Below are 21,169 nucleotides of genomic sequence, written 5' to 3'. Positions count from 1 at the left end.
TGATACTTTATATGTAAAAAGACACCTAGACGAGGGAACTGTTGGGATAACGCACCGTAGTAATCATGCATTAGTCGCAATTGCTTAACTCTAGAAGAACTATCAATTGAAATTAATCGTTACATCCATTACTACAACATTTACAGATATCAATGGGAACGAAAAAAGATGACCCCTGCCCAATACAGGAATCATCTTCTGTCTGCAGCTTGACTCTTTTTTCAAAGTGTCCTTGACAAAGGGGCCAGTTCATTCTCATAAAATGGCATCTCTGTCCTTTTATGTTTGCGGCGATGCGGTTTAAACTTGTGCTGCATACCGCTCGCTTAAAATCCGAACATGATGCTCCGCATGCCCGGCGATGTTATAGGCGATGGCACGGGCTGTGGCCGGATAGTCGGCTACGTTCCCCTTGCGGGCCCATGCATCGTCATCCAGCTGACGAACCAGCGCCAACGTGGATTCCCGCACGATCTCGAAGCCCTTTACGATCTCCTCCATCGACTGGCGGTCAAACCCGGCATGACGGGCGAACAATTCCTCGTCGAAGCCTGGAAGCGGCGTCGTATCGCCGCGGGCAATCCGCAGCATACGGTATTGCATGACCCGTTCCGTATCCGCCATATGGCCGATGACTTCCTTCACGCTCCATTTTCCTTCGGCATACCGGTAGTTTGCTTGCTCTTCACGAATACCTGCCCACTTCTCTCGAAGCCGCTTCGTCTGCTCCTCCAGAAACTTAACGAACTCCCCCTCAGGCACCATCTGAATGTAAGGTTCAAAATGTGGGGCGTATTCCCCTGTCTGCGGCCGAATCAACATCTCCAACATTCCTCCTTCATGAACGTAATCAATCCTATTCCTCGTCTTCCCACACTTCATCCATTAAAGCGCGGATATGACGGCTTCTCTCTTCTGTTTCCCGCAGGTTGGGAACCCATTTCGTGCCGTTCCATTCCACAACATCTCCCGGTTTGACCTTAGGATCCACCTGGGAACGCGGGACATTTCGGAGCTTCCCGTCCGATTCCAAAATGCATAAATCGCCCTCAAAGCCTTCCACGATATGGCTCATCTTATCCTACCTTTCCGTTGTGATCCGGTAGCCCTCGCCGTCGCTGGCGATCTCCACGGTACCCTGAAGATCGTTGCGATAGACCTCTACCTGTTGCTTGGACAGCCGATCCAGGATCGTCTTCGTCGGGTGCCCGTAAGAATTCTCTCCCACCTGGATCACCGCATATTTTGGCTTCACTGCATTCAAAAACTTGGCCGTTGTTGAAGATTTCGAGCCATGGTGCCCGACCAGCATAACGTCGGCGCGCAAATTCACTCCGGATTCTAACATTGCCCGTTCGCTCTCCGATTCAGCATCCCCGGTTAACAGAAAAGAAGTGCGGCCATATGTTACCTTCACAACGGCACTCATGTTATTACTGTCGTCGGTCACGGTCACCGGTGCGATCATACTCACCTTCACCTGCTCGTCCCAGGCTAGCTCCAGGCCCGCTTTGGCGGTCTTCACCTTCAGCCCTTTGTTCCGAATGGAGTTCAGCAAGGACTCATATGTCTTCGTATTGGACTGGATCCTTGGCATGTAGATTTCGCCGATGTCCAAACGATCGATGACCCGGTCCAGCCCGCCGATATGATCCGCATCTGGATGTGTCCCAATCACGATATCCAAATGATTTACGCCATAAGAGCGAAGGTAGTCCAGCATCGCCTGCTCCTGGTCATTGTTGCCGGCATCAATCAGCATCGTATGCCCGGAGGGGCTGATCAACAACTGGGATGCACCTTGTCCCACATCCAGAAAAATCACGCGTAGCTGACCGTCTCCTTCCACTTCGGAAGCAACGGAGGTGTTCTCCACCAGCCGCCCCGCAACTTCTTCCCAGTTCGCTGCGCTGCAGCCTGCAAGAAGTACGCTTAAAAACACCAAAAATACGCCAATAACCGTCCAACATGTCTTCTGCCTAATCATAGATGTTAATCCTTCCCAGAACATTTGTTCTAATTATAGAGGATAATCGAGCCTTAAATCAATCAAAATTTAGCAAATGGCACATAAAAAATAGTTAGTTCATAAAAAAGAGTCTGCCTTTCCAAAGGCAGACTCAAATGATTCATGTTCGATCTTATTTCACTGAAACGCTGATAGATACCTTTTTGCCGCCATACTCTGCTTTGATGGAAGCAGAGCCCTTGGCAATCGCCTGAATCTGACCAGCCGACACTTTCGCAACGTTCGCCTTGGAGGTTGTCCACTTCGCGCTGCCCGTTACCGTGGCGACCTTGCCAGTATCGTACGTTGCCGTCAGGACAACCGTTTTGGCCGCACCAGGAGCCAGCTGCAGCTTCTTCTCGCTAACCTCCAGTTTCACCAGCTTCGGAACCACATTCACTTTCACGGTAACGACATTGCCTTGATAAGAACCTGTGATCGTCGCGGTTCCTTCAGCGACAGCCTTCACCGAAGAGGATGATACCGTAGCAACGTTCACATCGGAGGAGACCCAGCCCATTTTGGAGGACAGGGTGACTTTCTTGCCGTCTGCATAATACCCCGTTACCTTGATCGATTTCGATTTCTTGATGTTAAGCTCGATCGTTTGCGGCTCTACAACAATCTTGGTGATTTTCGGCTCAATAGAGACCGATATATTGAGGGTCTTGTTCTCGAAAGTTCCTTTCAGCGTGGCCGAGCCTTTGCTGAGACCTTTCAGCTTCTTGCCGTCTGCTGTCGACTTCAACACCGCATTGGAGCCGGTAACGCTCCATTCAACGCCAGCCAGATTCGTTTGCTCTACACCATTTTCATAGACCACCGTGATTTCCGGCAGCGCATTTTCTTCACCGATGACGATGTTCATTGAAGTTTGCGTGGCGAGAAGCGTCAGAACCTTTTCTTTCACGTTAACTTTAAGCGTCACTTCAGTTCCGCGAATTGGGAAGTCCGCGTTCGGGGTCAGCCCTGTTCCGGCTTCTGCCAGCTTCCCGGTCAACGTAACTTCAGCAGATACAACCGAGTCATCCAGATCCTTCGTTACGATCTTTCCATCCTCGACTACCGCGATATCCTCTTGGCTCGAGGTCCACGTGATGGCATCGCTGAGATCGATGGATTCTCCGTCCAGCTTCGTGCCGGTCACCTTCGGCAGGCTCGCCGATCCGCCTACATAGATATCAAGCTGCTCTTTCTCGATTTTGAGCTCGGTCACCGTAGGAAGTACCGTAACTTTGAAGCTCTTGCTCACGCCTTGATAGCTGGCTTTAATCGTAGTTGATCCCGCCGCTTTGGCCGTCACAACACCGGTGTCACTTACAGTCGCAACTAATTTATTGGAAGAAGTCCATTCCGCACTATTGCTGACGTCTTGAGTTTCGTTTGCCTTCACTCTCACGCCGGCATTTACTGCCAACGTTTCCCCGATGAAGATCGTCTGATCGCCGGACGGCGTGAGCAGAATCGCTTCATACGGGGCTCTTACGTAAATGTCGACTTTGGCTTGCTCGCCATAATAGGTTGCCGTAATCGTCGCTTTCCCCGTCGATACGATTTTAACCGTTCCGTCTTCAACCGTAGCAACGCTGGTATCCGAAGAACTCCAGGTGGCTTTTTCCGTAACGTCGTTTGTCGTATCCGGGTCGCTCTTCAGCACCGTTTTCACCTTAAGTTCTACTTCTTTATCTGCCACGATCAACTCAAGGTCTTCTTTATCCTGAATTTCCGTGTCTGTCGTTCCAGACGTCTTGTACAATTTCAAGCCGGAGTAAGGCGACGTCACCTTCGCTTTGAACGAAGCAGTCAAACCGGCATATTTCGCTGTAATCGTCGCTTCCCCTGTACCGGTCAGCGTAATCTTGCCCTTTTCAACAGTCAGTACACCCGTATTCGAGGAAGTCCAATCCGCCTCATCCGTTACATCCTTGGGTTCCACAGACGTGTTATCCACCTTCGCCTTAGCGGTGACGGTCAGATCGGAGTCAGGGGTGTCCAGACTATATTTTCCGTCTAATTTGTAGTCCAAAGTTAATTCAGTGTAGGTGTCTGTAACTTTAATCGTAATAGACGATACCGACCCGACTTCAGTCGTTGGATTTTTATATTCCGCCGTGATGATCGCAGTACCGCTCTTCAGCGCGGTGACCAAACCGCCGGCACTAACCTTGGCTACGGTATCATCACCGGACGTCCAAGTTACAGTAGAAGTCACATCTTTGGTGCCGCCCCCTTCAAGCCCAGCCGTTACTTTAAGCTGCTTCGTTTTCCCCACGCCGAGTTCAACGGTCGTACCGGCTCCATCGATATTAATCTCCTTGATGTCCCCAGATGCTGCAAATGCGCCCGTAGGAGCAAGTACCGAAAGGAGGAGCGTCAAGACGAGCATCCAATACGTCATCTTCCTGTTAGCCAACATTGATTCCTCTCCTTTATTCTCATTGCTGATGTACCGGAACCTTTTTCCAGCCTTCTCCCATTTTATATCGACATTTAGTAGATATTTCGTAACGTTTTTCGTCAAAATAATCCATTTGTCCTATAAAAAAAATAGAGCACACTCAATAAACGAGTGCACTCTATTTTCACAAATGCCGAGGACCGGGCTCGAACCGGTACGGTAGTCACCTACCGCAGGATTTTAAGTCCTGTGCGTCTGCCAATTCCGCCACCCCGGCTTGTTCAAAAATTCCGTATTTATGATTATATACAGAATTCCAATCAATATCAACCCAAAATTCATGCTGTCTTATTCCGATAAACTATTCAGTTAGGAATTATGGTAAGTTAAGGTTAGTCTTGCGAAAAAAGGCTTGAATTTCAAGAAAGGTGAGGTTAGCATTCATGCACGAATTGAAAATGGCAGTTACGCTGGGTCATCAAGTGGTCATTCAACTGCATGACGGACAATTGATGACCGGACTGCCGAAGTGGGGTTCAGCGCCTGACAAAGTACATCTGCGCACAACAGAAGGAGCCGTCTGGGTGAATCTCGACGAAATCCATCACGTGACGCGAATCATTCCATTTGGAAAATCTTTTTAATTTTTTCTGCAACCTTTTCCAATACTCATCGTCTAGAGGTTGTCAAAAAATACTAGACGAGGTGATCACCATGTTTAAACGTAATGTAGCCCTGTTGTCCGCCGCCGCCATTTTGAGCTTGTCTTTGGCTGGAGAAAGCTTTGCTGCTGCAGGGAGCTTTAAAGATGTAAGCCAATCTGTCGCCAAAGACAGTATTTCTGTCCTGCAAGCGAAAGGCATCGTTCGCGGCGTCAGCGCCGACAGCTTCCTGCCGGATGACCAATTGACGACTAGCCAGGGCGTTCAGTTAATCGTCAATCTGCTAGGGTTGAAGTTGGATACTCCAGAAAACGCTGGTGATTATTTTGTCAATGTCAAGCAAGATGCCTGGTATGCCCCTGCGTTCTCGATTGCTCAAACTAACGGGTTTGATCTTGACGTCAACGTGAATCCGGACAAGCCTATGACGCGTGAGGAATTTACCCATCAGCTGATTTTGGCGATGGAGAAGCATGGCGATTTGCCGATGATCAATATCAAACCAATCGAATTTGCTGACGAAGACCAGCTGACGGTTTCTTATCAAGGGACGGTTCAACGTGCGCTTGTGCTCGGGATCGCCCAGCTGGATGAGAACAATCAATTCCATCCGGGAGATCTGATTACCCGCGCAGAAGCGGCTCTCTTGACCTATCATGCGGTGGAATACTTGGCCGCACATCCTGCTCCGTCTCCGGACAGCAAGTGATCGCCTATTCGATAAAAATTGGAAGGACCGCCTTGTGCGGTCCTTTTTTGATTTCTGTGAAAAGCTTAAATTTTAATAAAATTCACTAAATCGACAGATTTTTGCATTTTATTTCAGAATTTAGGGAGGATTTACAAAAACGGACATAGAAAACATAAGGGTACCGCTTTAATTTGGTGCAGAACAGTGACAGTACATGGAAGAGGTCGGACAATCACCAGTCGAAAGCGGACGGATGGCATTAATACCTCAACTAGGAGTTGTTCGTCATGGAACTCATCCTCAAAATTGAAGAGCTCCGGATGGAATTAAACCATCTTGCCCGAAGTAAACGTCTTGCGGATCGGGAAATGATCATGGTAAGTCAGCAACTAGATGAATTGCTGAATGAATACCATCGATTAATGATCCAGAAGCAAGTCAAATGATCTTTAGGGAGCTGTGACAACGGCTCTTTTTTCTATTTTGATAAAAAGATCTCCCAAATACTGAAACTTACCATTGAGCTAGCCCGTATAGAAAACCCGATGTGTTCTGGCGTATAGATGAGGCCTGGAAAATATTCTAGTACTATCCGACAATTTTAAAAGGAGGAGAAATTTTATCGTTCAGCGAACAGGGATTATCCATGACGGAAAAGAGGTTGGGCAGGTTTTGTTTTACCTGATGATTTGGAGAGGCTTGAATCTTCTTACGCTCAGAAAAGTCTCATTTATTCACAAAAAAATGGCCTACTACAAAACGCTCAACAGGAATCTACGAAACTTTGATTTTAATGATTGAAAAGCAAAAACCCCCTTGCCAAAGCAAGAGGGTTTTGCACTTATGGGCCCTACAGGACTCGAACCTGTGACCAATCGGTTATGAGCCGACCGCTCTAACCAACTGAGCTAAGGGCCCGGGAGAACTTGGATTGCGGGGGCAGGATTTGAACCTGCGGCCTTCGGGTTATGAGCCCGACGAGCTACCGGGCTGCTCCACCCCGCGTCATTAAATTGGCGACAATCAATAATATACACGATTCTCGCAGGGCACGTCAAGTCTAAGATTATGGAATAAATCGCACGCCGTATTTGCCCTTGCGCGATCGGAAAATTTCGATTTGCCGCATATCATCAAAACCATAGATCCAACCGTCTTGCTCCAACCGCCGGGCGAGACATCCCGCTTGGAATTTCGTTCGATACAGTTTATTGAAGTATACCCAACGCATGACTGTTTCGTCCATCCTTTCGTGAATTAGAGCAAATTGTTCATGTCTATAGAATGCCCAACCTTAACAAAAAAAGCCGCCGGATTTCATCCAGCGGCCCTAAATCTATATGGTAATTTTTTGGTGTTCAATGCAAACCTCGGCTTACCCCTTAAATATGGCTCCGCCTGCTGCCGCCCCTTCCTCAGGAACAAATGGCGTACCATCCTCCTGGAATTGGGTTTTTGGATTGTTTTTAATTTCTTGCAGCATCTTGTTGCCCTTCTCTTCCCATTCTTTGAGCGCTTCCGCCGGTGTTTTCTTATTCTCCAACACCTCTTGGAAGAACCTGCGTCCGCTGTCGGTTACGCTGTATAGTCCTGGTTTTTCGCTCATCAGTTTTTCTTGCTTCGGATCCGTTGGCGGCGTCGGCTTCAGTAAATAGAATGCTTGAATATTGTAATCCAAGCCCATTTTCGGTTGGATGTACGATTTGCGAGCCAGCATTTCATAGGAGTTACTGCGAGACTTCAGCTTCGCCCAATCCTCGCCATTAATGAATTTAATGAAGTCCCAAGCGGTCTCGGCGTTTGGAGCAGCACTGTTAATGGCAAACGTATTGCTCAGCCAAATACTTCCCCCGATCCCCGGTTTTTCAGGATGGACCGGAACCGTGACGACATCCCAATCCACAGGAGTAAAGTTCTTAATTTTCGAAGCGTTGTTGTTGGCATCCGTAATTTCATTGACGTAATAGTTCTCACCAATCGTCATTGCAACTTTACCGGAGAGGAACAGGTCGCTTGTAACTGGGTTCCACTCGCCGTCCATCATCCCGCTGTTACTGTCCGGAATGATTTTATCCTTCGCCAGCTTGCTGATGGTTTCCCAGACCTTCGTCCATTGCGGGGTATTAACCGTCATCGTTTCCGCTTTATCATCAAAGGTCTTGAGCTGCAGCGAATTGACATAGTTGCTCTGCATATCCCAGAACGGGTCGCTTCCGAGGTACCGGCTAAACGCGAAACCGTAAACCCGGTCCTTCCCTTCCCCTTTCGCCAAACGGCGAGCCAAATTGAAGATATCGTCCCAAGTCATATTATCGGTAGGCGGTTCTACCCCAGCGTCCGTAAAGAGCTTCTTGTTATAGAACAAGGCGGAGGAGGAGAACGAAGGCGTTAACGCATACAGACTGCCTTCCCCAAGATCCTTGATTCCGTCAATAACTGCTGGGACGAAGTCCGACGTGTCAAATTTATCTTCCTGGATCATTGGATCAAGTTGTTTGACCATATTTTCCTTGATCAGCTGATTTAATACAGAAGTATCGGTGACCACGACATCCACCGGATTGCTGCCGGTCATAATTTTCTTCATGCTATCCAGGTAGTCCGGCTGAACGTATGGCTGCGAGTAATCCTGATAACGATATTGGCTTTGGTCGATGGCCGGTACAACCTCGATACGAACATTGTGCGTAAACTCATATACATCGGTATACTGCTGACGGAAATAAGAATCATCATATCCCCCGTAAAGCACGCCGATGCGGAGCACTTTCTCCTGCTCAGGATCTGCCGCTTTGCTGCCGTTACAGCCGGCGAGCAGGCCCAACGCCAGCGTTGCAGCCAGCGATACAGACAGTAATTTCTTGAACCTCATGATGGATCCCCCTCCAACGATTTAGGTGCTGTAATAATGATTTTCTCTCCGTCAAACTCCATGCTCGCCCGCCCATTGATTCCGACGGATTCCAGATATTCCTTCGGAACCTGTAAACGTCCGACACGGTCAACCACAACAAAGGCTTCGTGAACCTCCTGCAATCCTCCGCCTAGCTCGGCTGCCGCCAAATCCAGATTCGGGTTACGCTTCAGGAACTCGGTGCTCGTTAAGCCGTCACGGATGGCGACCACGCGGTCTACCTTCCCAGCCAGGTTCAAATCGTGCGTGACGATCACAACCGTGATACCCAGCTCCCGGTTCACTTGCCGGAAGATTTGCATGATCTGATCGGAAGTGGCCGTGTCGACCGAACCCGTGGGTTCGTCGGCGAGCAGAAGCTTCGGTCGATTCGACAGCGAGATCGCAATCGCAACCCGTTGCTGCTCCCCGCCGGAGAGCTGATGCAGCTTGTTGTGCATTCGATCCTTTAAGCCAACCCGCTCCAGCAGCTCTTTCGCATAGGCTCTGTCCAGCTTCCCGGTGAGCAGCATCGGCATTTCTACATTTTCCAATGCTGTCAAATAAGGAAGTAAGTTGCGGGCATTATTCTGCCAGACGAAACCAACCGTGTTACGCTTATATTCCACCAGCTGGTCATCGCGGATTTTCAGCAGATCCCAACCCCCGACGTTAACTTGGCCGGCGGACGGGCGATCCAGCCCGCCGAGAATATTCAGCAAGGTGGATTTGCCGCTGCCGCTGTTGCCGATGATCGCCATCATTTCGCCTTGTTCCACGGTTAAGTTCAGGCCTTGGAGCGCCACAACTTCGATATCTTCGGATTTGAAAATCTTGACGAGTCCTTCGCAATGAATCATCTCTTAGCGCTCCTCTCCCATTTTTACCGCCTGATGCACACGCAGTCGCCGGATTTGCCAGAACAGCAGGCCGGCTCCCATCAGGAGCATCACGAACACAACAACATAAAGCTGAAGCGTATCCTGGTTATCAAATACGATGCGGAAAGGCGGAACCTGCGTTGTAACATTATCCGCCGTTTGCAGGAACGGCAAGTACAGCTTGCCGGCAATCTTCCCGATGACGATCCCGAGCACGATGGATAAGCCGGCAGTTAAGATCTGTTCAGCCAGCAGCATGAACGTCAGCTGCTTCCGGGATAAGCCCATCGCCCGCAGGATCCCGAACTGGACGACCCGGCCCGATAAGTTGAAAAACCAGTACAACACATACCCGATCAACGACACGATGACCGAGACGAGGAAACCGAGACTTAGGATCCCAAATACGCCTCCCCGGGTCGGATGCTTGCTTTGCGCCGCCAATTCACTGCGAACATCATCAACCGAATAAAGCTCAATTCCTTGATCCGCCAGCTTCGGAATCAGCGGGGCGACTTTAGCCCCCGGCTTCATCTTAAGCCAGACCTCATAAGGAATAAGCGGAACTTGATCGTAAATATAATCCAAATTCGCAATAATAAACGGTGTTTGATCTGGATATTGACTTGGCCAATACGGGATAATCCCGTATACGGCAAATTCCACCGCTTGCTCACCCAAGGCAACCGTAAACACGTCGCCCGGCTTCAGCTTATACTTCTCCGCCAAGTTCGACGGGACTAAAGCTGCACTTTCGTTCATCCCGAGAAAATTTAAATAATGGTAGGGATGCGTTGGGAACAGATCGTTCCGGAACCAGGCCACTTTGGCAAAATCGACATTGTCGATCCCCATCACATTCCCTTGGCCTGCCGAACGACCGGAGATAATGATGTTCCCCTTCGTTTGAAGTACACGTGCCGCATGCTCGACGCCGTCCAACCTCCGGAAGATTTCGAACGGGGGCTCGGAATAGATCAGTTTAGACGGGGTAGGATTTTGCCCTCCGCCTCCTGGGCCGCCGCCAGGTGCTCCACCTGGGTTCCCGCCGCCTGGAGCTCCCGGACCGCCGCCTTGACCTTGGCCGGAGCCTCCTTGAGAAGGACGAGTGATTTCCGGCGTGCCTTCCCATACCGTTCGCATGATCACATCTGCTCCATATTTATAGAGCGTCCGCTCCGTCGAATTCAGGTCGATTGTCCGTGCGGCTGAAGCGTTATATACCCCAAGACCCAGCGTCAGAACGAGCAGGATCATCAACGGATAATACGAAGAAGACGACCTGGACAGTTGCGTCAAACTTAGATAGTAAGGAACCGGCAGCCACTTTTTGCCGATCCAGCCGATCAGCTTAAGCAACCACGGGAACACCCGCAGGAAAAACAGTCCGATGGAGAAAATGGCAAGCGCGGGTACGAAGAACAGGAACGGTTGAACCTGCAGCTCATCCGTCGTCATCCCTGTCTGGAACGTCAGCATCTGCCGTTCATTAAACAGGTAATACCCATAACCCGAAATCGCCATCAAGACGATATCGATAAACCAACGTTGCCAAAATGGCGCACGATCGGAGCGCGCTTGCTTCTGCTTGGCCTTGACGATCGAGGAGCGGGCGAAGGAAATTGCCGGCAACAGCGTCGATAAGATCGCGATCACAACCGCTACCGCTCCCAATACCAAGGCATCGGCATTAAAGCCTACCGGAATGGACTTACGGTTCACAAACGTCAGGAAGCCGTCTGCCGAGCCGATGCTCTTCGACATAAACCAGCCGAGCAATGGACCTGCGATGAGTGCAACCGCGCCAAGAATCAGGCTTTCAAATAAATAGATGAAAATAATCTGCTTCGTAGAAGCTCCGCGGCTGCGCAAAACCGCGATATCGCTTTGCTGCTTGTCGAGCGCCTGGCGAGCGTTCATCACAATAAAATAGAACACCATGGCAATCATCGGTGCCGCCAGGGTAAACAACAGCGTCTGCATCTGCAGGCTCTGCTTGCGGAAGTCACTGAGCAGACTGCCAAAAGAGACATCCACCTTCGTATCTTTCAGCTTCTGATATAACTCTACGTTCAACCGCTCCAGTGTATCTGAGAGCGGTGACAGCTGACTCGTCTTGATCTCACCGAGATCAAAAGCGTAATACCAGCTGGAGCTATGCAGCGGAATCGATAATCGATTCAACAGGCCTTCATTAAAGGCTTGATCCGAGATGTAGAAAGTGTTCATCATCCCTTCAAAGCCTTGATACCAGTACGGGTCATTCTCGTTCTCCGGCTGGAAGGTGCCCACGATCTTCACCTTAAGCGTCACGTCCACACCGCTGTACACCGGATACTCCATCACGTCACCGACGTGCAGATCCTGCCGGTACATCGCTTCTTCCAGCATCAAAGCCTCAAGCGTATCGCCATCGCCTTGATCGGAATACATCCGGCCGCCGGAAATTGCCACATGGTCCTGTAAACCGCTCATGGATACGATGGACATCGTCCGCGTTCGGCTCGCGTCAACCTTAGTCGGGTCCTCCGGAAATACCTCCGTACTGCGGATGGATCTGATGTTCACGTAGGTGTCAAACGGGAAGCCAATTTGCCCCGGCACCTCGTCAACAATGTATTGATTGACGGCGGATAGTGTATTCAAATCCGTCTTGGTACCACCCGGCGCCTGATAGCTCATGATCAACGAACCGGCGGGCAGCCCTTCGCTCTCCGCCTGCAGGGTGGTTGCAACGACCCGCTTCAGCGAACCGTCGGAATACATCGGAATGCTGACCGTGAACGAGACCGCGACAATGAGGCCCAATAGCGTACTTAACGTCAGCCATTTCGTGTTCCACATTTTGCGGAACAATAAACGTAATAAAGGAAGTCCCATTAACGACCCACTACTTTCTGCCCCGGCGTGAGTCCTTTAACAATTTCCACGTCGGTCGAGGTCTGCAAACCTACCTCAACATCGGCTTCACGTTTCGAACCGTCTTCCTCTACCACCTGAACATAAGTGCGCGAGCCAATCGTCCGCAGGGCGGAAATCGGAATCAGCACCGCGTTCTCCTTGCGTTCCGTTACAATGGACACGCTGAGCGGCCGTCCACGTTCAAGTCCCTCCGGCCATTTGTCCAGTTCCACGATCAGGTACTTATCGATCGTATCTTTCTCTGGAGGTTTGCCGCCTCCGCCGCCGTTATTGTCGTCGGACGATCCGGAATCCACTGGCATGACCTTCACCTTCCCGTCGAATACGCCCATCGCATTAATATCAACCTTGGCTTTCATACCAACGGCAATCTTCTCTAAGTCCTCCTTGGCAAACTGAGCTGCCACGACCAACGAAGACGTGTCGGACAACACGGCTACCGTATCATATGCTTTGATCGCGGCTCCTTTCTGGACGGAGACGGAAATGATCGTTCCGGAGAACGGCGCACGGAGTGTGCCGTCAGCGATCGTCTTCTCCAAATCCTCCAGCTCTTGACGCTGTTCCTCAAAGACGATCGAGGCCTCCTCAAATTCGATCGGGTCCTTCTCGTCCTTCGTACGCAGCAGCTCCTTCATAGAGATTTCCTGCTTGCGGAACTCCAGCTTCTTCTTCCGTAATTCCTTCTGCAAATCTTCGACATCCAATTGAATGAGAGCATCGCCTTGCTTGACTTTGTCGCCTGCCTTAACGAGCACTTCCTTCACGTGAAGATTATCCTCTGTGAAAAATAACGGCTCCTCGCGCTGGCTCATGATCTTCCCAACCGCACTGACGCTAAGCTCGATCGTCTCCGTGCGCACCTCATACTCCGGCTTCTTCGAGATTGTCGGCGGCGTGATCACCGGCAGGTCCTCCTCCGCCTCTTCGTCCGGCAGCAGGGCGCAGCCTGTGGACGCAATTAACGTCAGGGACAGAGCGAATACCCCCAGCGTTCGAACAAGCCTTATCCCCCCTTTTTTATTCGATAAATTTGCCATCCACCATTTCGTAAACATGGTCCGCTACCTCCAGGATTGTAGGATCGTGAGTAGTCATACAGATCGTCACGCGTTCGGTCTGTATGATGTTCTTGAATACTGCCATGACTTGTGCTCCCATTTGCGAATCGAGGTTGGCCGTTGGTTCATCCGCCAACAACAGCTTGGGGCGATGGGCAATCGCTTTGGCGATGGCCACCCGTTGCTGTTCGCCCCCGGACAACTCGAACGGGCGGTGAAACATCCGTTTTCCGAGTCCAACAAGCTCCAGGCAATGCTTAACGCGCGGCTTCCATTCCTGAGGGGGAACTCCCGCCATACGCAGCGACAGTTCGACATTCTCCCAAGCGGAGAGCAACGGTAGCAAGGCGTAGGCCTGGAAAATAAAGCCGATCTGATTCCGACGCAGCAGGGTACGCTTATCGTCGTTCAGCTCATGAAGCGGCTGACCGCGGAACCAGATTTCACCGGAAGTCGGCTGATCCAATCCGCCAAGCATGTTGAGCAATGTCGTTTTGCCCGAGCCAGAACGGCCTTTAAGCATGACCAGCTGGCCTGAGAGCACTTCCATGTTGATTCCCTTCAATACCTGGATTTCTCCTCCGCCCACCGGAAATGATCGGCGAACGTCTTTGACCGACAAAATAGGTCCGGTCTCCTTCTCTTCCTCCTTCTGTACAACATGGGCTGCAATAACCTCGGCATCTGCTTCTGCTAATGCCGTCTTCTCCGCGGCAGCGGCGGTCTCCCCCTCCGCACTTTCCGGTACCGGAGAATCAGCTCCGGGCTGAACTTCGACTTTTTCTTTCTTGCGAAGCCATCGCATCATTGTGTATCGGTCTCCCATTTCCCTAAATTGTGCTTCTCCTCTTCTGCTTCCTCTTCTTGGACTTCTTGGTCTAATTGGCCTTGTCTAGCAATACATTCACGTCTTGCATTATAAACGAAATACGATGGCAAAAAGTTACAAGCTCATTAACGAAATCGTTAATTTTTTACCAGATTTTTCGCGCTGATGCATGGTTACAATTCTGTTAGAATTAAGGAGGATTCTACTAATTTCGGCAAGGAGAACTAATATTTCATGAAGAAAATGATCCCCATCCTGCTCACGGCGACGCTCTTATTCACCAATGTCGTGCTTCGGCAAGAGCCGGTCGCTGCCGATCTTCCTTTTAACGACATTTCAAACAGCTATGCTAAAGATGCCATCCTCCGTTTAAATGCGAACAATGTAATGAAAGGAACCTCAGGTTCTGAATTTTCTCCAACCCGCTCCATTACCCGAGCCGAGTTTATGACTACATTGACGCGCATCTTTAAGGTGGAACCGGCCAAATCCGCTATCCCCGCCTATCGCGATGTCCCCAAAACCGCCTGGTACTATGGCACAATCCAAGCCGCCACGGAACTTGGGCTTACCAACGGCTTGGGAGACGGGATCTTTAAGCCAAACCAGCCGTTAACCCGGCAGGAGGCCGCTTCATGGATCGTTCGTGCTTTAAAACAAAACGCCGCCGGCAATTCGTCTTCCAATTATCAGGATGCAGCGATGATCGCGGCATGGGCCAAGCCTTCGGTCAGCTCCATTACCGAGCTCGGGTTGATGCAGGGAAGCGACGGATTATTTCATCCAACACAGCCGATAACCCGCCAGGAGACCGCTGTCATCCTGGATCGCCTGCTGCAGGACACCCGATGGACCGATGCGCTCGCAGCCAGCACGAACCAGACCATCAAGCTAGGATGGCAATACGGCCTGTCAACCGAAGCCTACAAGAAAGCCGTGTTGCAATCGAATGTGAACGTGCTGGTGCCTCGGTGGTTTTTTCTCGAAAGTAATGGCAAATTTTCTGATTCCAGCGTTCCCTCGCTCGTAACCTGGGCGAAAAATAACGGCAAACAAGTTTGGGCCATGATCGGAAACCGATTTGATCAGGAAACGACGCACAAGCTTCTGGCTTCCAGTTCGCTTTCTTCCGAAGCGATTCAAACCTTGAAGTCCTACGTTCAAAAATATGGGCTGCATGGCATCAACGTCGATTTTGAAAATGTCGCAGCTTCCGATCGCAGCTTGTATACGGCCTTTATCGCCAAACTGGCACAGGAGCTTCATTCCGTCTCTGCCGTCTTGTCTGTGGATTTACCGCCGGACCTCGACACAGACTGGTCGGACGCCTATAATTACGCAGAACTGGCGAAGAGCGCCGATTACCTGGTCATTATGACCTACGACGAGCATTGGGGCGGGGCTGCTGCCGGTTCCATCGCATCGCTTGGCTGGGTGGACAATCACCTGCAAAAACTGCTCACCCAAGTCCCTTCCAACCAACTCATTATGGGGATGCCGCTGTATACGCGGGATTGGAGCCTAAGCAGCACCGGGGCTACGTTGTCTTCCGAGGACATCACCCTCGCCGCTCAAAATAACCGGATGAACCAATACGGCCTGAAGCCAAAATGGAACGACACATTAGGGCAGTACACCATGGAGTATCGCAAGAACGGGACGCACCACAAAATTTGGCTGGAGGATGCCCGCTCCCTCTCGGAGAAGCTGAGGTTAGGCATGAAGTTCGGAGTGGCCGGTTATGCTTACTGGCACATCGGCGGTGAATCGCCGGACATCTGGACGAGTCTTCAAAATGCGGAGAAATACGCAGGATATTCATTTAAGTAATCCGCCATCATTTCTAAATCATATGTAATAATAAAGACCACCTTATGAGACAAAGCGATGTTGCTTCTCAGGGGTGGTCTTTTGATATTTAGACAAAAAAACAGCCCTTCTCGGGGCTGTTTTAACCATATGGAAGTACTTAGGCATTTCCGAAGGAAGCCGGGTCTTGCCGCCAGGACTTGAGCAGTTCCAGGTCTTCCGGCTGAATATCCCCGCGCTGCACGGCGACATCCATCAATGCTGTATAGTTGGACAAGGTTTGCAGCGGGATGCCAGCTTCAGCAAACGCCTGCACCGCTTTATCGAGCTGATAGCTGAAGATCGCCAGCACGGCCAACGGTTCTGCCCCCGCATCGCGCACGGCCTGCGCTGCTTTGATCGAACTGCCGCCGGTCGAGATCAAATCCTCGATGACAACCACCTTCTGCCCTGGTTTAATCAGACCTTCAATTTGATTCTCCTTGCCATGGCCTTTGGCCTTATCGCGAATGTAGGCCATCGGCAGCCCCAGCTTCTGCGACGTAAACGCGGCATGCGGAATGCCGGCCGTAGCTGTTCCGGCGATAACTTCGGCCTCCGGATAGTCTTTACGGATCAGTGCAGCAAACGATTCAGCGATTAGATCGCGGATCTGCGGGTAGGACATCGTGAGGCGGTTGTCGCAATAGATCGGCGATTTAATCCCCGAAGTCCAAGTAAACGGCTGATGCGGACGAAGCGCAACGGCTCCGATCTCTAACAGGCTGCTGGCAATTTGCGCTTCGACGGATTGGGTATTGGTCATGCTACATCATCTCCTTAATGATCGTCTCCGCGGCTTCTCGCGGGTTAGGGGCAGCGATAATTGGACGGGCAACGACGATATAGTCCGTGCCTTGCGCCATCGCTTCGCCTGGGGTTAACGTACGCGTTTGATCACCTTTAGGGCTGTTCGCTGGACGAATCCCCGGCGTTACCGTCAGGAAGGCTTGTCCGCACTTCTCCTTAATTGCGGTAACTTCCAGCGGAGAAGCAACCACTCCTTCCAAACCGGCCGAACGGGCCAGGTCCGCATAATGTACGACGGAGGCTTCAACTTCGCCCGGGATGCCAATCTGTTCATTCATCACTTGCTTGCTGGTGCTCGTCAGCTGCGTAACCGCGATGATCTTTGGCATCGTCAACGTCGGGTCGGCTTCCACCGCCGCCAGTGCGCCTTCTTTTGCCGCCTTCATCATGTCCAGCCCGCCGGCCGCATGCACGTTAAACAGGTCTACACCCAGCTTGGTGACGCTGTTCGCACCACCTTTGACGGTGTTGGGAATATCATGCATTTTCACATCGAGAAAAACGGAGTACCCCCGCTGCTTTAATTCCCGGATCAGTTCCGGACCCGCCGCATAGAACAGTTGCAGCCCCACCTTCATGTAACAAGGGATGCCCTCCAGCTCCTTCAGCAGCTTCCGCGCTTGCTCCGCATCAGGGAAATCGAGACCCACGATCAGCTTCCCAGCCGCTTCTTCAAACGAACGCAAATCCGCTCTCCTCCATTCATGCTTGCGGCTCCGAAGCATCCTGCTTCCGAGCCGCCCTCTTCTTCGTCCTCTAACGGACCTGAAAGACCTTATTTAAGCATTTCCCTTCGATTTTCCGCTGTAACGGACTCCATGGACATTATTCAGTCCTCATGGGGCCACTCAGCTGCGATCTAAGCAAAATAAGGTCTCCTCGGTCCGTTAGAATGGTTATTTGCTTCACACCAGATCAATAACGTCTCTAGTGTTCGTTAGCGTCTGCGATTAAAGTGCGGGCATCGCTTGGGAAGAGAAGTTGATCGTCTCCAACATCTCCAGCAGCGCCCGAACGGTATCGAGCGAAGTCATGCAGACCACACCGTTCTCCACCGCTTCCCGGCGAATCCGGAAGCCATCGCGCTCCGGTTCTTTGCCCTTCGTCAACGTGTTGATGACGAAGTGAGCTTCGCCGTTCCGGATCAGATCGAGGATGTTCGGCACCCCTTCGGACAGCTTGTAAACCGTCGTCACATGAATACCCGCCTCGATCAGCGCAGAAGCCGTGCCATCCGTAGCGATGATCTTGTACCCCAGGCGGTAGAAGCCGCGAAGCAGCTCAACCGCTTCTTGTTTATCCTTGTCGGCTACCGTAGCGATAATCGCCCCGGTTGAAGGAATCTTCATTCCCGCGCCGATCAAGCCTTTATACAATGCTTTGGCGTATTGCGGATCGCGGCCCATGACCTCGCCGGTCGATTTCATTTCTGGACCAAGCGTTGGTTCTACCCGACGCAGCTTCGCGAAGGAGAATACCGGCACCTTCACCGCAACCTGATGGCTTTCCGGCCACAGGCCATTGGAGTAGCCCAGATCGCTTAGTTTCGCCCCCAGAATACACTGGGTTGCAACATTCGCCATCGGAATGTTTGTCACTTTGCTCAGGAACGGTACTGTACGCGAGGAGCGAGGGTTCACCTCGATCACATACACTTCGTTGTTGTAGATGACGAACTGGATGTTCACCAGACCTACCGTCTTCAGCTCGCGGGCGATCTTGACCGTGATTTCAACGATCTTCTCTTTCAACTCTGCCGACAGATGCTGCGGCGGATACACCGCAATCGAGTCGCCGGAGTGAACGCCAGCGCGTTCGATATGCTCCATAATCCCCGGGATCAGTACTGTTTCCCCGTCGCTGATGGCGTCGACCTCTACCTCTTTGCCAAGCATGTAGCGGTCGATCAGGACCGGATGCTGCGGATTGATGTTCACCGCTTCTTCCATGTAACGCAGCAGCTCCTGGTCGGAGTAGACGATTTCCATCGCCCGGCCGCCCAGTACATACGAAGGTCTTACCAGTACCGGATAACCCAGGGCTTGAGCAGTTCCAACCGCTTCTTCTACCGAGGTTACTGTGCTGCCCTTCGGCTGTGCGATGCCCAGCTTCGACAGGAGCGCTTCAAACTTCTTGCGATCCTCCGCCTCGTCGATGCTTTCCAGCGAGGTTCCGAGGATGCGAACGCCCGCCGCTTGCAGCGGTGCTGCCAAGTTGATCGCCGTTTGGCCGCCGAATTGGACGATGACGCCAACCGGCTTCTCCTCTTCGATAACATTCATGACATCCTCGAAGAACAGCGGTTCAAAGTAGAGGCGATCCGACGTGTTAAAGTCCGTGGATACCGTCTCTGGGTTGTTGTTGATGATTACTGCCTCATATCCGGCTTTTTGAATTGCCCAAACCGCGTGTACTGTCGAGTAGTCAAACTCGATGCCTTGCCCGATCCGAATCGGTCCGGAGCCCAGCACCACGATCTTCTCTTTGTCCGTTTGAACGACTTCGTTCTCCGTTTCATAGGTCGAGTAGTAGTAAGGCGTGGAGGCTTCAAATTCAGCCGCGCACGTATCTACCATTTTGTAAACCGGCTTCAGTCCATGCTCCTTGCGGAAGCTTCTCACTTCCGCCTCTGTCGTGTGCGTGCCTGTCGGCTGTCCGGCAGCGCGCAGCTCGGCGATCGCCCGGTCCGTAAACCCTAAGCGCTTCGCTTCGTACAGCGTTTCATAGGAAAAGAACTCTTCTTCCGCAATCCGTTTCTCGAAATCCACCAAACGCTCGATTTTATCAAGGAACCACCAGTCGATTCCGGTCAGATCATGAATGAGCTGCAGTTTGAAGCCGCGGCGGAACGCTTCGGCGATCAGGAACAGCCGCTCGTCATCCGCTTTGATCAAGCGAGTTTTCAGCGTTTCATCGTCGATGTTCTCCACGCCTTTCAGATAGAGGCGATGGGTGCCGATCTCCAGCGAACGGACCGCTTTATGAATCGACTCTTCGAAGGTCCGGCCAATCGCCATCACTTCGCCGGTCGCCTTCATCTGCGTGCCCAGCTTGCGGTTGGCATGAACGAATTTATCAAACGGCCAGCGCGGAATTTTGCTGACGATGTAGTCCAGCGTCGGCTCGAAGCAAGCGTAGGTCTGCCCTGTAACCGGATTGATGATTTCGTCCAGTGTGTAGCCCAGCGCAATTTTGGCAGCCATTTTCGCGATCGGATACCCCGTCGCTTTGGACGCAAGCGCCGACGAACGGCTGACCCGCGGATTAACTTCGATCACGTAGTATTGGAAGCTTTGCGGATCGAGCGCGAACTGGACGTTACAGCCGCCTTCGATGTTCAGCGCACGAATAATCTTCAGCGAAGCCGAACGGAGCATCTGATACTCGCGGTCAGACAGCGTTTGGCTTGGCGCCACGACGATACTGTCCCCGGTATGTACGCCAACCGGGTCGAAGTTTTCCATGTTGCAGACCACGATACAGTTGTCGTTCGCATCGCGCATCACTTCATATTCGATTTCCTTCATGCCGGCGATCGATTTCTCGATCAAGCATTGGCCAATCGGGCTGTAACGGATCCCCGACTTCACCGTCTCGCGCAGTTCCTCTTCTGTAGCGCAGATCCCGCCGCCGGTGCCGCCCAGCGTATATGCCGGACGAACGATCACCGGATAGCCGATTTCGCTTGCAAAATCCAGCGCCTCTTCCACCGAAGTGATGATTGTGCTCTCCGGCACCGGCTGCTCCAGCTCGCGCATCAGTTCGCGGAACAGGTCGCGGTCTTCTGCTTTCTCAATCGACGTCAGTTGAGTGCCAAGGAGCTTCACATTTTCGCGCTCCAGCACGCCTGCGCGGGCCAATTCCACCGCCATGTTCAGACCGGTCTGCCCGCCGAGCGTCGGCAGCAAGCCGTCCGGCCGCTCCTGACGAATGATTTGCGTGACGAATTCCAGCGTGATCGGTTCAATGTAAACCTTGTCGGCCATGTTGGTATCGGTCATGATCGTCGCCGGGTTGCTGTTGATCAGCACCACCTCGACGCCCTCTTCCTTCAGCGCTTGGCAAGCTTGCGTTCCGGCGTAATCGAACTCAGCCGCCTGACCGATAACGATCGGTCCGGAACCGATGACGAGAATTTTCTTAAGGTCTTTGTTGATCGGCATAGG

At 51.6% G+C, this 21,169-nt stretch carries 17 protein-coding genes, 3 tRNA genes and 1 pseudogene; 5 read left to right on the top strand and 16 right to left on the bottom strand.

Annotated elements, in window-relative coordinates:
• Window positions 1-27: 27 nt before the first annotated feature.
• A pseudogene (locus tag PBA01S_RS04430) lies at window positions 28-213 on the top strand (IS3 family transposase); the annotation flags it as partial.
• An 87-nt stretch (window positions 214-300) separates the two neighbouring features.
• Here the strand turns inward: PBA01S_RS04430 and PBA01S_RS04425 are convergent.
• The 5 genes from PBA01S_RS04425 to PBA01S_RS04405 form a co-directional block, all read right to left on the bottom strand.
• Complete coding sequence (locus tag PBA01S_RS04425; protein WP_164744083.1) at window positions 301-822, bottom strand: DinB family protein; 522 nt, start codon at window positions 820-822, stop codon at window positions 301-303.
• A gap of 34 nt (window positions 823-856) precedes the next feature.
• Window positions 857-1,075, bottom strand: a complete 219-nt coding sequence (locus tag PBA01S_RS04420) for a DUF3006 domain-containing protein (RefSeq protein ID WP_016311551.1) — start codon at window positions 1,073-1,075, stop codon at window positions 857-859.
• A 6-nt stretch (window positions 1,076-1,081) separates the two neighbouring features.
• Window positions 1,082-1,987, bottom strand: coding sequence for a ComEC/Rec2 family competence protein (locus PBA01S_RS04415; RefSeq protein WP_016311550.1), 906 nt, complete (start codon window positions 1,985-1,987; stop codon window positions 1,082-1,084).
• Between the two features lie 154 nt (window positions 1,988-2,141).
• Window positions 2,142-4,424 (bottom strand): Ig-like domain-containing protein, encoded by a 2,283-nt coding sequence (locus PBA01S_RS04410; RefSeq protein WP_127575426.1) that lies wholly within the window; start codon window positions 4,422-4,424, stop codon window positions 2,142-2,144.
• A 173-nt stretch (window positions 4,425-4,597) separates the two neighbouring features.
• Window positions 4,598-4,683, bottom strand: a tRNA-Leu gene (locus tag PBA01S_RS04405).
• A 166-nt stretch (window positions 4,684-4,849) separates the two neighbouring features.
• On the opposite strand from PBA01S_RS04405, the gene PBA01S_RS04400 reads away from it, so the two are divergent.
• From PBA01S_RS04400 to PBA01S_RS04390, 3 genes are all read left to right on the top strand, one after another.
• Window positions 4,850-5,050 carry a hypothetical protein gene (locus tag PBA01S_RS04400; protein ID WP_016311548.1) on the top strand — a complete coding sequence of 67 codons (201 nt, stop codon included), beginning with the start codon at window positions 4,850-4,852 and terminating at the stop codon, window positions 5,048-5,050.
• A gap of 70 nt (window positions 5,051-5,120) precedes the next feature.
• Window positions 5,121-5,777: an S-layer homology domain-containing protein gene (locus PBA01S_RS04395; protein WP_255315288.1), complete on the top strand. Its 657-nt coding sequence runs from the start codon at window positions 5,121-5,123 to the stop codon at window positions 5,775-5,777.
• A gap of 269 nt (window positions 5,778-6,046) precedes the next feature.
• Window positions 6,047-6,205: an aspartyl-phosphate phosphatase Spo0E family protein gene (locus PBA01S_RS04390; protein WP_009225645.1), complete on the top strand. Its 159-nt coding sequence runs from the start codon at window positions 6,047-6,049 to the stop codon at window positions 6,203-6,205.
• 398 nt (window positions 6,206-6,603) lie between these two features.
• On the opposite strand, the gene PBA01S_RS04385 is transcribed toward PBA01S_RS04390, so the two are convergent.
• The 8 genes from PBA01S_RS04385 to PBA01S_RS04355 form a co-directional block, all read right to left on the bottom strand.
• Window positions 6,604-6,677, bottom strand: a tRNA-Ile gene (locus PBA01S_RS04385).
• Window positions 6,678-6,690: 13 nt separating this feature from the next.
• Window positions 6,691-6,764 (bottom strand) — tRNA-Met (locus PBA01S_RS04380).
• A gap of 61 nt (window positions 6,765-6,825) precedes the next feature.
• Window positions 6,826-6,990 (bottom strand): hypothetical protein, encoded by a 165-nt coding sequence (locus tag PBA01S_RS22675; RefSeq protein WP_009225643.1) that lies wholly within the window; start codon window positions 6,988-6,990, stop codon window positions 6,826-6,828.
• A 144-nt stretch (window positions 6,991-7,134) separates the two neighbouring features.
• Window positions 7,135-8,631 carry an ABC transporter substrate-binding protein gene (locus PBA01S_RS04375; RefSeq protein WP_127575424.1) on the bottom strand — a complete coding sequence of 499 codons (1,497 nt, stop codon included), beginning with the start codon at window positions 8,629-8,631 and terminating at the stop codon, window positions 7,135-7,137.
• Entirely contained in the window at window positions 8,628-9,512 is an 885-nt protein-coding gene (locus PBA01S_RS04370; RefSeq protein WP_016311544.1) for an ABC transporter ATP-binding protein, read from the bottom strand. The genes PBA01S_RS04375 and PBA01S_RS04370 overlap by 4 nt, the downstream gene beginning before the upstream one ends.
• 3 nt (window positions 9,513-9,515) lie before the next feature.
• The gene (locus PBA01S_RS04365) at window positions 9,516-12,413 is read right to left on the bottom strand and encodes an ABC transporter permease (RefSeq protein ID WP_127575423.1); all 2,898 of its coding nucleotides are present in this window, start codon (window positions 12,411-12,413) and stop codon (window positions 9,516-9,518) included.
• Window positions 12,413-13,513: an efflux RND transporter periplasmic adaptor subunit gene (locus tag PBA01S_RS04360; protein ID WP_028539790.1), complete on the bottom strand. Its 1,101-nt coding sequence runs from the start codon at window positions 13,511-13,513 to the stop codon at window positions 12,413-12,415. The genes PBA01S_RS04365 and PBA01S_RS04360 overlap by 1 nt, the downstream gene beginning before the upstream one ends.
• Window positions 13,476-14,324 carry an ABC transporter ATP-binding protein gene (locus PBA01S_RS04355; RefSeq protein ID WP_016311541.1) on the bottom strand — a complete coding sequence of 283 codons (849 nt, stop codon included), beginning with the start codon at window positions 14,322-14,324 and terminating at the stop codon, window positions 13,476-13,478. The genes PBA01S_RS04360 and PBA01S_RS04355 overlap by 38 nt, the downstream gene beginning before the upstream one ends.
• Window positions 14,325-14,579: 255 nt before the next feature.
• Between PBA01S_RS04355 and PBA01S_RS04350 the strand changes: the two genes are divergently transcribed.
• Window positions 14,580-16,175, top strand: coding sequence for an S-layer homology domain-containing protein (locus PBA01S_RS04350; RefSeq protein ID WP_127575422.1), 1,596 nt, complete (start codon window positions 14,580-14,582; stop codon window positions 16,173-16,175).
• Between the two features lie 139 nt (window positions 16,176-16,314).
• Here the strand turns inward: PBA01S_RS04350 and pyrE are convergent, their stop codons facing one another.
• The 3 genes from pyrE to carB all read right to left on the bottom strand — a co-directional run bounded on the left by pyrE (window position 16,315) and on the right by carB (window position 21,166).
• A complete protein-coding gene (gene pyrE / locus PBA01S_RS04345; protein WP_028539787.1) occupies window positions 16,315-16,959 on the bottom strand; it encodes an orotate phosphoribosyltransferase in 645 nt (214 codons plus the stop codon).
• Between the two features lies 1 nt (window position 16,960).
• Complete coding sequence (gene pyrF / locus PBA01S_RS04340) at window positions 16,961-17,728, bottom strand: orotidine-5'-phosphate decarboxylase (RefSeq protein ID WP_127575421.1); 768 nt, start codon at window positions 17,726-17,728, stop codon at window positions 16,961-16,963.
• A 225-nt stretch (window positions 17,729-17,953) separates the two neighbouring features.
• Window positions 17,954-21,166, bottom strand: coding sequence for a carbamoyl-phosphate synthase large subunit (gene carB, locus PBA01S_RS04335; RefSeq protein WP_127575420.1), 3,213 nt, complete (start codon window positions 21,164-21,166; stop codon window positions 17,954-17,956).
• Window positions 21,167-21,169: the final 3 nt, after the last annotated feature.

Origin of the sequence: Paenibacillus barengoltzii NBRC 101215, from assembly GCF_004000745.1 — a bacterium.
Lineage (GTDB): Bacteria > Bacillota > Bacilli > Paenibacillales > Paenibacillaceae > Fontibacillus > Fontibacillus barengoltzii.
Note: the sequence above shows the minus strand (reverse complement) of the source record. Positions and strands in the feature narration are given on the sequence as shown.

Bases quoted from the DNA above. Each gene is read 5' to 3' on its own strand.
- PBA01S_RS04425 (WP_164744083.1), bottom strand. From the start codon at position 822: ATGTTGATTCGGCCGCAGACAGGGGAATACGCCCCACATTTTGAACCT.
- PBA01S_RS04420 (WP_016311551.1), bottom strand. From the start codon at position 1,075: ATGAGCCATATCGTGGAAGGCTTTGAGGGCGATTTATGCATTTTGGAA.
- PBA01S_RS04415 (WP_016311550.1), bottom strand. From the start codon at position 1,987: ATGATTAGGCAGAAGACATGTTGGACGGTTATTGGCGTATTTTTGGTG.
- PBA01S_RS04410 (WP_127575426.1), bottom strand. From the start codon at position 4,424: ATGTTGGCTAACAGGAAGATGACGTATTGGATGCTCGTCTTGACGCTC.
- PBA01S_RS04400 (WP_016311548.1), top strand. From the start codon at position 4,850: ATGCACGAATTGAAAATGGCAGTTACGCTGGGTCATCAAGTGGTCATT.
- PBA01S_RS04395 (WP_255315288.1), top strand. From the start codon at position 5,121: ATGTTTAAACGTAATGTAGCCCTGTTGTCCGCCGCCGCCATTTTGAGC.
- PBA01S_RS04390 (WP_009225645.1), top strand. From the start codon at position 6,047: ATGGAACTCATCCTCAAAATTGAAGAGCTCCGGATGGAATTAAACCAT.
- PBA01S_RS22675 (WP_009225643.1), bottom strand. From the start codon at position 6,990: ATGCGTTGGGTATACTTCAATAAACTGTATCGAACGAAATTCCAAGCG.
- PBA01S_RS04375 (WP_127575424.1), bottom strand. From the start codon at position 8,631: ATGAGGTTCAAGAAATTACTGTCTGTATCGCTGGCTGCAACGCTGGCG.
- PBA01S_RS04370 (WP_016311544.1), bottom strand. From the start codon at position 9,512: ATGATTCATTGCGAAGGACTCGTCAAGATTTTCAAATCCGAAGATATC.
- PBA01S_RS04365 (WP_127575423.1), bottom strand. From the start codon at position 12,413: ATGGGACTTCCTTTATTACGTTTATTGTTCCGCAAAATGTGGAACACG.
- PBA01S_RS04360 (WP_028539790.1), bottom strand. From the start codon at position 13,513: ATGTTTACGAAATGGTGGATGGCAAATTTATCGAATAAAAAAGGGGGG.
- PBA01S_RS04355 (WP_016311541.1), bottom strand. From the start codon at position 14,324: ATGATGCGATGGCTTCGCAAGAAAGAAAAAGTCGAAGTTCAGCCCGGA.
- PBA01S_RS04350 (WP_127575422.1), top strand. From the start codon at position 14,580: ATGAAGAAAATGATCCCCATCCTGCTCACGGCGACGCTCTTATTCACC.
- pyrE (WP_028539787.1), bottom strand. From the start codon at position 16,959: ATGACCAATACCCAATCCGTCGAAGCGCAAATTGCCAGCAGCCTGTTA.
- pyrF (WP_127575421.1), bottom strand. From the start codon at position 17,728: ATGCTTCGGAGCCGCAAGCATGAATGGAGGAGAGCGGATTTGCGTTCG.
- carB (WP_127575420.1), bottom strand. From the start codon at position 21,166: ATGCCGATCAACAAAGACCTTAAGAAAATTCTCGTCATCGGTTCCGGA.